We start from the raw sequence: 15,372 nt of genomic DNA on the forward strand, positions 1-15,372 counted from the left end.
AGAGCACTCACGGCACCGCGACGCCTAGGGGCAGGACGTGGTGCAGCGTCACGAGGACGACCACGGTCAGGGTCGCCCGCATGGCGACGGCGACTACCCGCCCTCGTGGCGGCGGGGTGGCGAGATCGGCGACCATCGACCTGCTCATCGCCGAGTCCCGACGATGGCCACCAGGAATGCGCGGTGAGGCGGCACATCGGCGGCGCCGCCCACACCGCGCCCGCCGCGCCTTCCCGACCAGCGTGGCCGCGTCGGCCGTGCTGGGGCTCGAGGACGTCACGATGATCGGGAAGGCAGGCCCGCCACGGGTGCCGTCCTCACCAATCGGTCCGCTGACCCCAGGTGGCGACCAGGGCGTAGAGCACGACCACGTCGAGCACGATCGCGAGGATCCCCCAGAGCGGATAGGCCGGCAGCCACGCGAACTGCACCAGCATGTTGATCGTCACGAACACGATCCCGGCGACGCGCGCCCAGCTCGAGGCGGTGCCCAGCAGGCCGAACCCGGTCGCCAGCACCAGGGCGCCGAGGATGATGTGCACCCAGCCCCACCCGGTGAGGCTGAAGGTCAGCACCGCCCCGCCGGCCGTGACGTAGTAGTTCGGCGTCAACAGGGCGACGAAGCCCTCGATCACGCCGAACCCGCCGATCACCACCATGATCACGCCGGCGAACCGCACCCAGCCCATTCCCGTGTCGGCGTCCTCCACCGGCGCCGCCTCGTACGACGATCGCGGCGGTGGGCTGGACTGACGATTCGTCGCTGTCGGTGTGCGCTGTTCGGTCATGTCTTCCTCCAGGTGAACTGCCCTGTGGCCCCGGCCCTCGACCGCGGTCCACACCACTGACGGTCGACCCGCCTCGGCATGCGCATGCAGGGCCGGAAGGCCCGAGAGACGTGGCTCAACAGCCTGGGCCCGTGACACGGCTCCCGTATCGGCACCCGGCCCCGGGACCGCTCGACAGCCCGCCCGGATCGCTACGGGGCCGGGGCGGTCGCCACATCGGCCTCGGGACGGTGCCCGTTGCCGGCATGCTTCCGCCGGTCCTTCTTGTCCGTCTTCTCCTTGGGGGTCGAGGGCTCGGCGCCCAACAGGGCCTCGACCCACCCCGCGCGGGGGTCGGAGTCCACGAGGACGGCCTTGACCAGCAGCGTCATCGGGATCGCCAGCAGCGCGCCCAGCGGCCCGAGGATCCACGCCCAGAACAGCAGCGCCAGGAACGTCACCGTGGCCGAGAGGCCCACCGAGTCTCCGATGAATCGCGGCTGGACCAGCGACTGGATCACCAGGTTGAGCACGCAGTAGACGACCACCACCGCGAGGGCGAGCTGCCAACCACCCGTGAGCAGAGCCAGGAGGGCCGGGGGCACCAGCCCGATGATGAACCCGACGTTGGGGATGAAGTTGGTGAGGAAGGCCAGCACGCCCCAGAGCACGGCCAGCGGAATTCCCATGATGGCCAGCGCGGCAGTGTCGAGCACCGCGACGATCAGGCCGAACACCGCGGTGACCACCAGGTAGCTGCGCGTGCCGTGGACGAATCCCTCGAGCGCGGTGACGATGTGCGGGCGATCCTGGGAGATCATGTTCATCCGCCGGTTGGTGCCGCCGGACTCCGCGGTCAGGAACAGCATCAGCGCCAGGATGAACACCAGGCTGCTCAGCAGCGAGCCCACGTTCGCGAGCACGGCGCCGATCTGGTCGGCGAACTTGCTCAGGTTCGCCGAGTTCGCGGTGCTCGAGGACTGGCCGGGGGTGATGCCCACCTTCTGCAGCGCCGCGGTCACGGAGTTGACCAACTGCTGGGACTTGCCCGAGTTCTCGGCCAGCAGCGCGCTGAGCTGGCTGGCCGAGGCGGCCAGGAACGCGACCAGGACCAGCACCGACCCGTAGATGACGACGATGAGCGAGAGGACCGTGGCCCAGGCGGGCCACCCCTTGCCCTGCAGCCACGTCTTGATCGGGTAGACCGCGACCACGATCACCAGGGCCAGCAGCAACGGCCCGATCAGCCACGAGACCCAGAACAACCCGGCCACGGTCACCACCACCGCCGCCGCCCCCAGCAGGATCACCACACCCCGCGGCAGCGCCGCTCCTCCCGAGGCCCCCACCGCGGACCCGTCCGCCGCTGCCCTGCCGGGCGCCTCCCCCGGGGATCCACCCACTGCGAGCCGACCGTCGCCGTCATCCATGGCTACTCACTCCTCGCTCCGACGGGCCACCCCTGCCGGCCGCGGCGCGGCTCAAACGGCATGTCGGACCCGGGGTCTCCGGGCTCGAGGGCGGGTGACGAACCGACGGTTGCGTCCCCGGTCCCGGGCGGCTCCCACCAGGCATCCAGCCCTGCCGTCGGGGATTCAGAGGACAACAGGCCCCGCGCTCAGGTCGAACGTCCCGGCCGGACCGTCGGGTCCGGCCCCGTCGTGCCAGGCCTGACGCCGCCGAGCACCGACCCCGACCGCGAGGGACCTGCACGGCCGACGACCGGGGCCGTTCGTCCGTGCGCAGGGCCGGGCCCGACCTCCGAGCCTGGCTCCGGACGGTGACCGGTCGCCGACAAGGTGGCGGAGGCCTTCCACGGCACCGAGGCCGAGCTGCTCACCACCAACCTCTCCGGCGACCAGGAGACTGGGCTACGCGAGATGTTCACCGAAGCGGACACCGGCTCCGACACCGGTGCCGGCACGCGAGCGACGATCAGCTGACGGGAGGCTTGTTTCAGCGCCGGCGGGTGAGCGCGCCGGCCACGGCGCCGAGCATGGCGCCGGCTCCGAGCAGGACGGCCGTCGTCCGCGACGACGGCAGTCCTCCCAGCATGATCGCCGGCCGAACGATCACGGGCGCGGGCTCTCGGATGTGCTCGGTCTCGTTCTCGGGCAACGTCGCCGCCCACGCGGTCACGAAGAGGACCAGCCGGGCGACGACGTTGGTGAACACGAGCAGGCCGAGAATCGGGCCGAACGCGACCCCGGCCGGCGAGGTCGTGACGACGGCGAGGTAGACGGTCATGACCTGCTGGAGCACTGCCAGGGCGACGGCGCCGAGCGCCGCCGCCCGCACCGCGCTTCGCACGGTCACCGGTTCCCGCGGGAGCCGAGCGACCACCCAGACCAGCACGATCCAGTTCGCGAGGAGGGCCAGGACCACCCCGACCAGGACGACCAGGAACTCGGTCCACCAGGTGGGTCCGAGTCCGAGCAGCTCGATCACCGTGCCGGACATGCCCGTGCCGATCGCCGTGACCGCGAACGAGACGAGCAGGGCGAACGCGAGGCCGATCATCGCCAGCAGGTCCATGCCGTAGCGCTTGACCAGGGGCACCGTCGGCTCGCGTTGATCCCACTGCTGGGACAGCGCCTCCCGCAGGTTGACCGTCCACCCCAGACCGGCGATCAGCCCGAAGGCCAGACCGAGGACGCCCACCGCATCGCGCTGCCCGATCGCGGTGTCGATGATCGCATTCACCGTGGGAGCCAGCGTGTCCGGCAGCGAGGTCGTGATGGCCTCCCGCAGCTCCGCGAGCAACTGGGGGTTGCTCGCGAGGACGTACCCGGCGGCGGCGAAGGCCATCATCAGGACCGGGACCAGGGCCAGCACGCTGAAGTAGGTGATGGCGGCCGCGTAGTGGTCGCCGTGCTTGTCGACATACCGGGTGCCGGCCCGGACCAGGTGGTCCAGCCAACGATGGCGCGCTCGCAGCACCTCGAACCGACCAAGCTCGGTCGGGGTCGCATCCTCCGCCGTCGTCATGATGATCTCCTCGGTCGGCCGTGCTCACGGTCGCCAGCGCGCCCCCGGCACCGAGGCCGTGCTCAGCAGGACAGGCGGGTACGCGACCCGGCAGAGCCGAACGCCCCCGGGCCGACGGGCCAAGGTCCCGGCCGGGACCTCGGGGGCCACGAGCCCGGGACCTTGTGCCCTCCTCCGTCGGTGCGGGTTCCCGCTCACATGGGCCCGATCCGGTCCCCGCGAGGTCATCAGGCCCGGCCGGGGCGACGACCTCGGCGTCGAGCCGTCGCGCCCGCGGCCTGATGTCCGCCACTCCCCCACCCGGCAGGACATCATCATGAGCATCGACGGGCCCTCCGCCGCATCGCCCACATCGCCGCCGGCACCCGTCCGTCCCGGCCGGCGCGTGGCGGCCGGGGCGGCATTGCTGGCGGCGCTCGCCGCCCTGGCGGTCGTGGTCGTGCGCCTGCTCGACGCACCGTTGCTGCTCGCGGCGGGGGTGCTGATGGTCGTTGTCGCCGTGCTGGCGGGGTGGTCGGCGCTGATCCACCGTGGCGCCCGGCGGTGGCTGGGTATCGCGATCGCGGCGGTCGCGGTGGTGGCGCTCGTGGTCGTACTCGATCCTCGGTCGCTGGTGCGGATCGCCGTGGTGATCGGTCTGCTGGCCGTCGCGATCGCCACCGCCCGCTACTCCCTGGGCGACCAGGCGGCGGACCCACCGTCGATGCGGCGCCGGGTCGGGCCCGCCACGCACGGCGTACTGCTCATGAATCCGCGGTCGGGAGGCGGCAAGGTCGGGCGGTTCCACCTCGAGGAGGAAGCCCGCCGTCGGGGGATCACGCCGATCGTGCTGCACCCCGGCGACGACCTGCGCGCCCTGGCCGAACACGCCGTCGCGGGCGGCGCCGACGTCCTCGGGATGGCCGGCGGCGACGGATCGCAGGCCCTGGTCGCCGACGTCGCGCGTCGCCACGACGTGGCGCTGGTCTGCGTCCCGGCGGGCACCCGCAACCACTTCGCCCTCGATCTCGGCCTGGACCGCGACGACGTCACCGCCGCCCTCGACGCGTTCGGGGACGCGGTCGAGCGCCGCATCGACCTCGCGACCGTCGACGACCGCGTCTTCGTCAACAACGCCTCGCTCGGCGTCTACGCCACCGTCGTCCAGTCCGACGCCTACCGCGACGCGAAGCTCGCGACCGCCGCCGGGATGCTGCCCGACCTCCTCGGACCCGACGCCACCGGCTTCGATCTCCGGTTCACCGGTCCGGACGGCACCCGGGAGACCACCGCCGACCTCGTGCTGGTCTCCAACAACGTCTACCGCCTCGAGCGGCTCAGCGGCCTGGGAACCCGAGATCGGCTCGACGCGGGCGTGCTCGGTGTGGTCACCCTCAGGGTCGACCGCACCGGCGACGTGCGGGCCCTGCTGGCCGCCGAGGCCGGCGGCCAGCTCAGCCGCTACCGAGGCTTCCGGCAGTGGACCGCCCGCGAGTTCGTCATCGACTCGGGCGAGGCGTCGGTCGCCGTCGGTGTCGACGGGGAAGCGCTCCGGCTCGAGCCGCCCCTGCGCTTCGCGTCGCTCCCGGCCGCGCTGCGCGTCCGCACCCCGTCCACCGCGCGCACCGCCGCCTCCCGTCCCGCCGGCCCGGCCGCAGCAACCAGCGCCCTGCTCCAGGTCCTGCTCGGGCGCCCGTCCGAACACGGGCCCGCCGACGCTCACCGGTCGAGCATCGTGCCCGAACCGTCCATGGACACCGGCGAAACGCGCGATGCTCCAGGTCGCGGCCCCGGTGGCTGATCGCCCGAGTCACGCCCCCGATCGTCAGCGGGTCGCGACCGCGTGGGCACCGACCTGAAGGAATCGAGGACCCACTCGGTACGGGCCGTGACCCAGCGGCGCGATTCAGCGTTGATGGCGCCAGGGGCCGGTGATGGCGTAGCAGATGCCGGGGTCGTAGAGGTTGGCGAACAGGATGCGCTTGTCGCGGGAGTAGACCGGGCCGGCCATCTCGTTGGTGTTGAGGTCGTTGCGGGCGATCGGGTAGGTCTGCCCGCCCGCCGTGGCCCCGACGAGGTGCTGCACGCCCTCGCCGTCCTCGGCGAGGATGACCCCGCCCCAAGGAGACACGGTGATGTTGTCCGGCCCGTCGTAGTTCGTGCCGTCCTGGTCGGGGCTCGGATTGACCCCGAAGCGCAGCGTGAGCGTCAGCGTCTGGCGGCGGGGGTCGTGGAACCACACCTGCCCGTCGTGGGGTACCGGGCTCTCGGCGCGCGCGAAGCTCGTCACGACGTACGCGCCGCCGTCGCCCCACCAGCAACCCTCGAGCTTGCGCCCGCGGGTGACCTGCGGAGGGTTGAGCTGGAGGCGGGTCGGGACGACCCGGGCATCGCGGTCGGGCACGGTGGTCCAGCTGACCTGGTAGGTCGTGCCGACCTCGACCGCCCGCGACAGGTCGTCGATCGGCGTCCCCGCCGCGTCGGTGCACCGCATCGCCTCGTACGCCCCGTCGGTCGGGCCGAGGCGGCGCAGGGCGCCCTTGCCGCCGCGGAAGCCCCGCGGCGGGGTCCAGCGGTAGAGCAGGCCGTTGGGCGCCGCGGCGTCCTCGGTGAGGTACATGGTGCTGTTCCCGGGATCCACCGCGACGGCCTCGTGGGCGAAGCGCCCGAGGGCCCTGATGGGCTGCGGGTCCCGGTTGGCGCCGCGGTCCTCGGGGTCGACCTCGAACACATAACCGTGGTCCTTGGTGTAGCCGTTGACCCCGGCGAGGTCCTCGGTCTCCTCGCACGACAGCCACGTCTGCCACGGCGTGACGCCGCCGGCGCAGTTGGTCGACGTCCCGGCCAGCGACACGTACTCGCCCAGGCGGCGGCCGTCGCGGTCGACGCTGATCGTCGTGGTGCCGCCGGGCGCCTGCGGGTCGTAGGTGAACTCCGGCGGCGTCGGCACGACCAGCGGTCCGGCCGCGGCGCGCGCCCCGCGCAACTCGTGGTTCTGCACGAGCACCGTGCCGTTGCCGCGAGCGGGGAACGCGCCCATGCCGTCGCTGTTGGTGGGGCTGGGCTCGCCGGAGTCGAGGCGGGTCACCCCGGCCTCCGAGACGATCTCGTACCGAAAGCCCCGGGGCAGAGCCAGGCGCCCGGCCGGGTCGGGCACGACCGGGCCGTAGCCCGGGCCTCCCGGCCCGCCCGGCCCCGGGGCGGCGCCCGCGTTGGGCGCGGCGAACAGGCCCTCCGCGCTGCCCAGCAGAGCCACACCGCCGGCGAGTACCGCGGAACGGGACAGGAAGCTGCGGCGGGACAGGCCGCCGGCGAGACCGTCGGACATGCGTGGTGGTTCCTCTCGACGAGGCGACGTCGTCACCCCGACGGATGACGACCCTCACGACGCTGCCCCACCGACGTGGCCATCAGCTGAACGACACGCGGCAAGCAGATCGGTAATCCCTCGGTCCTGCGGTGCCTCCCGCCCGGTCAGCTCGGACGGTGCCGGAGGATCGCGGCGGGGTCTCTCACACCTCTCGGAAACCCGGGTATCTCGGAAACGGAGTCCTGGATGATGACCCACGATCCTCGAGCGTGACCTCGGCACGGGGACCGTTCGACGTGCACCTTCACGGCGACGAGGGACTTCGATCCACGCCGATGATGTCTTCCACTCGGCCGAGTAGACGAACGAGTTGGTGGTAGCTGGTCTCCCCGAGACGTGCTCGGATGTCATCCTCCAGCTCGCTCACGCGAGCACACGACGCCGCCAGCACGGCCAGCCCTTCAGACGTCAGTCGCACGGGGGCAAGCCGCCCGGTCCTGCTCGCCGAGCCCCGCCGAGGGGCGGGAGTCGCGACCACCTGATCGATGGCTACGAAGCACGGGACGACGTTGGGCAGGTCTGCTCCGTCGTGCCATCGCCGAGACCGGTGTCCCCCGGACCTCCCCTCGACACACCAGGAGGCCCGACGGGTGCGCGGCACCTGACTCGGCCCACGAGTCAGTGCCCGAGCAGAGGCATCCTCGCCGCGGGCTACGGCCTCAGCTCGTAGACGTGGTTGACCTCGGTGGAGGTGGCCAGGTGGGCGTCCCGGAAGCCCGCCTCGCGCGCGAGCTCGCAGGTCCGCCTCGGCCCGGCCTGGTTGCCCAGGCCGGCGGCAGGCGGGGCCGAGAGCCCGCTGGGCAGGCATACGAACAGCGACGCGCCGAGCAGCAGCCGCCCGAGTGGGTTGAGCACCTCAGGGACGTGATCCCAGCTCATGGGTTCCACCAACATGACCGACCCGCCCTCGGCCAGGGCTGCGCGGGCGGCGCGCAGCGCCCCGACCGGGTCGGGCATGTCGTGCAGACAGTCGAAGAAGGTGACCAGGTCGTACTGCCCGGTCAACTCGGTCGCGGGAGCCACGCGGAAGCTGATGCGATCAGCGACCCCGGCCGACTCGGCCCGGTCGCGGGCCAGCTCGACGGACTCGGGGTGGTAGTCCAGACCGACCAGTCTGGCCCGCGGATACGCCGCCGCAAGGATGACGGTCGAGGAACCCAGCCCGCACCCGACGTCGGCAACCGTCCCGCCGGCCACCAGTCGCTCCTCGATCCCGGTCAAGGCCGGGATCCAGGAGCCGGTCAGGTTCGCGAGGTAGCCCGGTCGGAAGAAGCGCTCGGTGCCGAGGAACATGTCCTCGTGCTGCTCGTGCCAGCCGATTCCCTCACCGGTGCGGAACGACTCGGTGAGCCGGTCCAGCATGCGCGTGGCGGCGGTGAGGTTCTGGAGTGCACCTGCCACGTACGCCGGGCTGTCGGGGTTGGTGAACACCTCGGCCTGTTCCGGGGAGAGCCGGTAGCGCGCCGAGGGTGCCGACTCGTCCATGTCGCTGCCGTCGTAGGTGATGTACCCGGCGGCGGCCATGGCCAGGAGCCACTCCCTCAGGTACCGCTCGGAGAGCCCCGTCTCGGCGGCGAGCTGCTCGGCGGTCACCGGCTCGAGCCCCGCCAACGCGTCGAACAGGCCCAACCGATCACCGAGGAGACCCAGTGGGACGACCAGCGCGGCGCCCGCGTCGGTGATGATCTGACCGACCAGCGCCTCCAGCACTGTCGGGTCGATCGGCGACCGGGTGGCCACGGGTGCCGCTGTCGGCGTGGTCGAGGTCATCGTCGGGCTCCTTCCACCGTGAGAAGCACTCAGTGCACTCGCCCTCGCCGTGGAGGTGAATACGGAGGAGTCCGTAGACCCTGGAGTGACCGGGGTCTGCTCCGTGAGGGCGAAGAACCGGAAATGGTCGGGCACGAGCAGGTCACCGAGAAGCTCGCCGAGCTCAACGACGCCGGGATGCAGGGCATGATCTTCGGGCTCATCGACTACAACGAGGAGCTCACGTACTTCGACGAGAACGTCATGCCGCTGCTCAAGCAGGCGGGTCTGCGTCACTGAGCGGCGGGCGGGGCCGCCAGGGGGTGGCGCGGATGGCAGCCGTGCCACCCCCAGCACGGCCCACCTCGCGGATGAGTGGCGGACGGGGCCGGACGGATGTCGCGGGGCGGGAGTCGCTTCCCCGACGGTCACACCGCCCGCTCAGCCGAGGGGCGCACCGATCCGTCAGCATCGAGTGAGATGACCGTCGCCGTGCCTCTGCGCTGGTCCAGCACGTAGGCGTGACGACCATCGGCGCTGAACCGGATCCCGGTAGGCGCGGGGACCGGGGCGACCGACGTCGACCCGTCGGCGAGGTCGATGAACATGATCTCCCCGTCGTCGTACGTCTCGCCGTAGCCGAAGACGTAGCCGAAGCGGCCGTCCGGGGTGAACTCGACATCCGTCGCATAGGGGCTCGCGACGAAACTCGTGGAGGTCCGGGCGGCACCGTCCACGATCGTCACCGTCGTGCCGTCGGCGTCGCGACCGCTGACGACGTAGGCGTGCCCGTCGGGACTGAAGGTGACGCGAGACGGCGAGGCATCGACCGGCACGGTCCAGATCGTGTCGTCCGCGGTGTCGATCACGGTCAGGGCGCCGGCGCCGGCGCGGTCGTCGCCGGCGATGTACAGCTGACGGCCGTCCGGGCTGAACTGCGGCTCGTAGGCGGGCTGGCCGACCGACGCGAACGTCGTCGCACCGGTCGCCATGTCGACGACCGTCACGGCGCCGTCCCAGTTCCAGGCGTAGGCGCGCGTCGCGTCCGCGTTGAAGTACACCCAGTCAGCGGGAGTGGGCAGGGTGAACGTCCGGCCGCCGTCGTCGCCCGCGCTGATGACCCTCAGCGTGGCGCCGCCCGAGGCGTCGCCGTAGCCGAGCACGTAGGCGAGGGAGCCGTCGGTGGAGAACCCGAGCCGCCCGTCACCGGGCACTGTGGTCACGCTGTCGTCGGTCGTGTCGAAGATCGTGATCTGGCCGGCGTCGACAACGTAGAAGCGCTTGCCGTCCGGGCCGAACTGCGCATCGTGGATGAAGCTGTCGGAGCCCTCCGCGGTGATCGACACGGTGTCGAGGGTGACCCCGTGGGCGGCGTCGACGACCGTCACTGTCCCGTCGGCACGGTCGGTGATGTACATCCGGGTGCCGTCGGGCGACGGGAACCACCAGCTGGGGTCGGACCCCAGGTCGATCGTGGTGAAGGAGTGATCGGAGGTGTCGATCACGGTCAGCTTCGGGTCGTCGCCCCCCTGGTCCATGACGTACGCGAACGCTCCGCCGGCGCCGAACCAGACGGTGGTGGTGGGATGACCGCCGACGGGGATGACGGTCACCGAGTCGTCCCGGGTGTCGATCACCGTGACCGAGCCGTGGACGTACTGGTAGTCGACGAGGTACCCGAACCTCCCGTCCGCGCCGAAGGTCGGTTCGCCGTAGCCGGGCGCGCTGCCGATGATGGCGTGGGTGGCGGTGTCGAAGACGGTCGTCGTGCCGTCGGTGATGCTCGGCATGTAGGCCCGGCGGCCGTCGGGGCTGAAGGTGAGGTACTGGGGCCGAGGCACGGCGATCGTCGTCAGGGTGTCGTCGGCCAGGTCCAGCACCAGGACCTGATCGCCCATGTAGTCGCTCAGGTAGGCGTGCTCTCCGTCGGGGGCGAAGTAGACACCGCCGTAAGACCCGACGGGGCGCAGGGTGGCGACGACGGCGTCGGTGTCGACGTCGATGACGGTCACCGTGGTCGGCTCGTCCTTGTCGTTGCGGTCCTCGGTGCGGGTCGTCACGAAAGCGTGACTGCCGTCCGGGCTGAACTCCAGCTCGTCGGCTCGGCCCGGCAGTGTCACCGTGCTGATCAGCGAGTTTCGGCCCGCGTCGATGATCGAGATCGTGGTACTCGTGGGAACCGAGTCCTGCGCTGCGGCGGAGAACGTGCGCGCGGCCGCGAGCGATCGCATCACTGACGTCCCGCCGCTCTGGCCGACGGCGTAGATGCGACGTCCGTCGGGGCTGGCGTGGAGCGTCTGGACTCCGGGCCCGACCGGGATCTCGGCGACGACCTCGGTCGGGCCGGGGTCGACGGGCGTCGTGACCGTGACCGGCACGACGTCGCCGTCGCCGTTCGCGACGAGAACGGTGAAGGTCACGACGTCGGCGCCGGGCGTGCCCGCGGCGGCACGGCGGGCGGCGGCGGTCGGCGTGAACGTGTAGGTGCCGGTCTTCGGGTCGACCGTCACCGACCCGGTGCCGGGCTGCTCCGGAACCGTGACGACCAGCGTGCCCCCGGCCGTGGGCCCGACCCCGAGGCTCCCACTCACGGCACCCGTATCCCTGTCGACGGTCGGGCCCGGCGGCTCCGGGACGACCGGCGGGGTGGTCGGGCCGGTCGGGGTGACGGTGACCGGCACGGTCACCGTGATCGTGTGCGCCCCGAACAGCCGAGAGGCGAGGGCCGGGTGGTGGCGCATCAGGGCCTCGCGCAGCACGTCGGTGTAGCGGCCCCCGCCGGGCGCGGTCGGGTCGTTGTCACGAACCACGACGGTGAAGGCGTCATCGCCGCCGGTCAGGGCGAACTCCGGGTCCGGCACATAGGTGAAGGTGCCGTCCGAGCGCATCACAAGGTCGCCGTGCGCCGGTTCGGCGATCACGGTGTAGCTCAGCCGGTCGCCGTCGGGGTCGGTCGCGTGCAGGCCGCCCGTCAATTGCCCCGAGCTCGTCGGCGAGCTCAGGGTGGGGGCGGCAACGGGTGTGCGGTTGAGCAGGGGGTTCTCGCCACGACGGAACAGTGCCCACTGCGCGAGGATCAAGGCGCTCGCGGGTGCCGTCGGGGCGACGGGGCCGGACGCATGCGCGGAGCCGGTGGGCAGTCCGGCCAGCGCGAGCGCGAGGCGGGTCAGCACGTTCCGTGTCACGGCCTCCATCGGCCGTGTCGCCGGGGCCGCACCGCCACGGAGCGAGTGGGCGGCGGGGTGGGCGGTGGTGTCCGTCGAGGGCCCGCTCGCGCTGGTCGCCGTACTGCTCGCGGCGCCGGACCCGGCGGCGACGGCGGGACGGTCGGTTCCGGCGTTCGCGGACGTCGAGCCGGCCGGGGAGATGACCGACGTCCCGGCCGACGGCTCCGACGACCTCGAGGTCGTCGGCCGCGGACGCGTCGTCGGCCTCGTCGTCGCCGTGGGCTTCGTGGTCTCGGCGGCGGTGGCGCCGGGCCGCGTCGTTCCGTCTCCCCCCGATCCCGCGGCGCCATCGGGAGCGTCGGCCGTGCTCTCGGTCGGCTCCGCGCCGGATCCCTCGGTGGAGGTCTCGGGCGAGCCCGTGCCGCCCCCGGACTCGGCCTGGTCGGCGGAGGCCGCGCCGGTCTCGTCCTCTCCCCCGCCGTCGGTGCCGGTGGCCGGGTCCTCGAACGCGTACGACACGTCCTGGACGACGACGTGGTCGACGGCCGCCGTCTCGTGCGGGCCATGGAAGAGGATGCCGGCACCGATCGCCGCGGCGAGGGCCGTCTGCGCGGTCCGCGAGGCGACCACGGTGCGCCCCCCGCGCCGTGCCTTCGCGATCCGGGCCGCCTTCCGGGCCCTCGCCGCCTCGGCCGTCCTCGCGGCCCTGGTGGCCTGACTGGTCCTGACGAGCTTCTTCACGGCTCCGTTCCCCCCGAATCGATCGTGCGCAATCAGTTGCTCGCTCCACCAATCGCTGCGGGGTGCAGCAGCGTTCCGCTCGTACGCTGAGCCGAATGGGGGATTCTCGACTCAGCCCTGTCTGCCCGACCCCACGTGATCGTTGTGGTCTTGCGTTGTCCGCCCCTGGCCCCGCGGATCGGGTCATCGGGCTACCGGCACTGCTGACGGTCGCGGCGCTTGCCGAACGCTGGTCACGGAGCGGGCGAGGCCAGGAGCTCCGTCGTGCGTGCGCCGGTAGCCTGGCGATGGTTGCGACGGCGCGCCGCCCCTGAGCCCGACGCGGACGACGTCATAACCCTGCTCGTCGGCTTGTCGCTGGCGACGAGGGCACCGAATGATCGGGCACGCCTGTACCGCCGGCCCGCCCTCGTCGTCCCCGGCTTGAAGCTTCCTAGTCGCTCGGGCCGGAGTCGCGCTGCTGCTCCGGCGGGCCCGCGCGTGCGATCGTGACCGACCAGGGACCGACGGCGCAGGTCATTTCGATGACGTGACGACGGAGAGGCCCTTTCCGGCGAGGATCTGGACGAACAGCTCGCCAACGCCGCGGTGTTCCGCCGTTCGAGTTGCCTGCGCCCCTCGCCGGCGTGCTCACACTCCCACCACCGCGCCACGGTCGACTCCTCGTCGGTGTCCGCGCGGCGCGAGCCGACCGTCACGACCCGCCCGGAGGCCCCGGCGCCGAGCCCGAGAACGTCCTCCGCGCGCTGCGGATCAGCGACCCGTCGATGCACGAACGCGCGCAGCTGCGCCCCGAACTCCCGCCAGACGTCCTCGCTCGTCGGGCTGCAGGACCGGCCACCGACTCGTGGATTGATGCCGTCATGCCGACCCCCGGTACACGGGTGCGGGATAGAGATGGACAGTCCCACAGACGACAGACCGGTCGAAAGGACGCAAGACCGCCCTAGGGATGCATGAGAGCGTTCGCCAACCGGGGGCCCGTCCGGACACGGTCGAGCTCCCGGGACCGTCGAGGAGGCGCCTGTGAGCAAGCGACGCGCGATCACCGGCGCGGTGCTGCTCGACCTCGCGGTCAGCCCGCTGTTCGCCTGGGACGTCTTCACCGACATGCTCGGCCCCGAGCTCCAGGCCGGCGAGACTGCCCTGGCCGGCGTCTTCTCCGTCGGCCTGGTCGCCTTCATGGCCGCCGTCGTCCTCGGCGGCCGGACCGCCGACCGAACGCCACCCCGCCGGCTGGCCCTGATCGCCGCGACCGGCATGGTCGCCGGGCTGCTCGGCAGCGCCGTCGCGGGCTCGGTGACGGCCATGGTCCTCGCGTTCGGTGTCCTGGTCGGCGCCTCGAGCGGGCTCGGCTACGCCACCGCCGTCCGCGTCGCCGGCACCGTGCAGACCGGCCGCGGACTCGCCCTCGGACTCGTGGTCAGCGCCTACGCCATCGGCACCGCCGTCCTCGCCCCGCTCGCCTCAACCCTCCTGATCGCCCTCGGGCGGGCGGCCACCTTCGCCCTCCTGGCCGGCGTGCTGGGCCTCCTGCTGATCCTGGCCGCCGTCCTCGTCCCCGGCACCGCTCCAGAGCGGCGCGCCGCTGTCGAGCACGACGAGCACTCACGCCGCCCGAAACTCCCCGTCGTGGCGCTGTGGCTGGCGTTCGGGCTCGGCAGCGCACCCGCGCTCGCCGCGTTCGCCCAGGCCGGGCAACTCGCCGGCACTGCCTCGACCGTCGCGCTCGCCGTAACCCTGCTCAACGTCGGCAACTTCGCCGGACGCCTCATCGCCGGCCCGCTCTCTGACCGGATCGGACGCCCGGCCGCGCTGCACGCGAACGCGGCCCTGCTGGTCCTGGCCTGCGTGCCGCTCGCCCTCGGCGCCGCCGGTCCTCTCGCCCTCGCCGCCCTGCTCGTGCTCGGCACGCAATACGGGGCGCTCTCCACCCTCACCCCCGCCGCGACCGCCGACGTGACACCGCCCGACCGCTTCGGCGCCACCTTCGGCCTGGTCTTCACCGGCTGGGGCGTGGCCGGCATCCTCGCGCCGGTCGCCGCAGCCGCCGTCGCCCCGTGGCTCGGCTACGACGGCGTCTACCTCGCCTTCCTCGTCGTCGGTGCTGCGGCCTGGGCCTGTGTGGCCGCATTCACCCGCCTGAGCCACGCTCCGGCTTGACCTTCGAGTCGACTGCCAATTTTGGCGTCGAGCTCAGTGTCAGGGTCAGCTCGCCGCTGTTGCGGTGGTTGGGAGCCTGGCTGCTGGTGTTCTGGCTCGTAGCGTCGGTGCCGCCCCTCGGGCTGGCGATCACGCGTTGTGCCGGGACATCAGCGCCAGGACCGGCACCCCACAGGCTGATCACAGGAGACCTCTCAGCGAATCGGGTGGGCGTGGCCCAGTCCGCGAGCGCCAGCGACGGGGCGGGCCCGTGGGCGGGCTCCTGGTCCCACAGTGGTCCAGATGTGTGAGGGATAGATGATCCACTCGACGGTCAGCACCGTGAACGGCAAGAACCCCGCTGACCTGGGCCTCTACCCTGGTCAACGGGGTTCCGGTGCTCTGTCGGGACGACAGTGTGCTGTTTCAGGACATAGGCATGGCGTGTCTCAGGACATGCGCATAGCGC

12 protein-coding genes are annotated in these 15,372 nt (G+C 72.0%); 5 read left to right on the forward strand and 7 right to left on the reverse strand.

What is annotated here, in order from left to right; translation table 11 throughout:
* Nucleotides 1-7: 7 nt before the first annotated feature.
* The 3 genes from PH189_RS26675 to PH189_RS26685 form a co-directional block, all read right to left on the reverse strand.
* Nucleotides 8-148: a hypothetical protein gene (locus PH189_RS26675; protein WP_274191889.1), complete on the reverse strand. Its 141-nt coding sequence runs from the start codon at nucleotides 146-148 to the stop codon at nucleotides 8-10.
* A 169-nt stretch (nucleotides 149-317) separates the two neighbouring features.
* Nucleotides 318-788 carry a DUF7144 family membrane protein gene (locus tag PH189_RS26680; protein ID WP_274191890.1) on the reverse strand — a complete coding sequence of 157 codons (471 nt, stop codon included), beginning with the start codon at nucleotides 786-788 and terminating at the stop codon, nucleotides 318-320.
* 191 nt (nucleotides 789-979) lie between these two features.
* Entirely contained in the window at nucleotides 980-2,077 is a 1,098-nt protein-coding gene (locus PH189_RS26685; RefSeq protein WP_274191891.1) for an AI-2E family transporter, read from the reverse strand.
* 489 nt (nucleotides 2,078-2,566) lie between these two features.
* Here PH189_RS26685 and PH189_RS26690 point away from each other — a divergent pair, with 489 nt between their 5' ends.
* Nucleotides 2,567-2,710: a hypothetical protein gene (locus tag PH189_RS26690; protein WP_274191892.1), complete on the forward strand. Its 144-nt coding sequence runs from the start codon at nucleotides 2,567-2,569 to the stop codon at nucleotides 2,708-2,710.
* A 13-nt stretch (nucleotides 2,711-2,723) separates the two neighbouring features.
* Here the strand turns inward: PH189_RS26690 and yhjD are convergent, their stop codons facing one another.
* The gene (gene yhjD / locus PH189_RS26695) at nucleotides 2,724-3,755 is read right to left on the reverse strand and encodes an inner membrane protein YhjD (protein ID WP_274191893.1); all 1,032 of its coding nucleotides are present in this window, start codon (nucleotides 3,753-3,755) and stop codon (nucleotides 2,724-2,726) included.
* Nucleotides 3,756-4,071: 316 nt separating this feature from the next.
* On the opposite strand from yhjD, the gene PH189_RS26700 reads away from it, so the two are divergent.
* On the forward strand, nucleotides 4,072-5,535 hold the full coding sequence (locus tag PH189_RS26700; RefSeq protein WP_274191894.1) for a diacylglycerol/lipid kinase family protein: 1,464 nt from the start codon (nucleotides 4,072-4,074) through the stop codon (nucleotides 5,533-5,535).
* Between the two features lie 105 nt (nucleotides 5,536-5,640).
* On the opposite strand, the gene PH189_RS26705 is transcribed toward PH189_RS26700, so the two are convergent.
* Nucleotides 5,641-7,062: an alkaline phosphatase PhoX gene (locus tag PH189_RS26705; protein WP_274191895.1), complete on the reverse strand. Its 1,422-nt coding sequence runs from the start codon at nucleotides 7,060-7,062 to the stop codon at nucleotides 5,641-5,643.
* Nucleotides 7,063-7,755: 693 nt separating this feature from the next.
* Nucleotides 7,756-8,874 (reverse strand): class I SAM-dependent methyltransferase, encoded by a 1,119-nt coding sequence (locus PH189_RS26710; protein WP_274191896.1) that lies wholly within the window; start codon nucleotides 8,872-8,874, stop codon nucleotides 7,756-7,758.
* A 123-nt stretch (nucleotides 8,875-8,997) separates the two neighbouring features.
* On the opposite strand from PH189_RS26710, the gene PH189_RS26715 reads away from it, so the two are divergent.
* Entirely contained in the window at nucleotides 8,998-9,153 is a 156-nt protein-coding gene (locus PH189_RS26715) for a hypothetical protein (RefSeq protein ID WP_274191897.1), read from the forward strand.
* A gap of 128 nt (nucleotides 9,154-9,281) precedes the next feature.
* Here PH189_RS26715 and PH189_RS26720 read toward each other — a convergent pair whose 3' ends face one another.
* Entirely contained in the window at nucleotides 9,282-12,038 is a 2,757-nt protein-coding gene (locus PH189_RS26720; RefSeq protein WP_274191898.1) for an Ig-like domain-containing protein, read from the reverse strand.
* A gap of 67 nt (nucleotides 12,039-12,105) precedes the next feature.
* On the opposite strand from PH189_RS26720, the gene PH189_RS26725 reads away from it, so the two are divergent.
* Nucleotides 12,106-12,738, forward strand: a complete 633-nt coding sequence (locus tag PH189_RS26725; RefSeq protein WP_274191899.1) for a hypothetical protein — start codon at nucleotides 12,106-12,108, stop codon at nucleotides 12,736-12,738.
* A 1,049-nt stretch (nucleotides 12,739-13,787) separates the two neighbouring features.
* Complete coding sequence (locus tag PH189_RS26730) at nucleotides 13,788-14,924, forward strand: MFS transporter (RefSeq protein WP_274191900.1); 1,137 nt, start codon at nucleotides 13,788-13,790, stop codon at nucleotides 14,922-14,924.
* Nucleotides 14,925-15,372: the final 448 nt, after the last annotated feature.

Source organism: Actinomycetospora chibensis, from assembly GCF_028737215.1.
GTDB classification, from domain to species: Bacteria; Actinomycetota; Actinomycetes; order Mycobacteriales; family Pseudonocardiaceae; genus Actinomycetospora; species Actinomycetospora chibensis.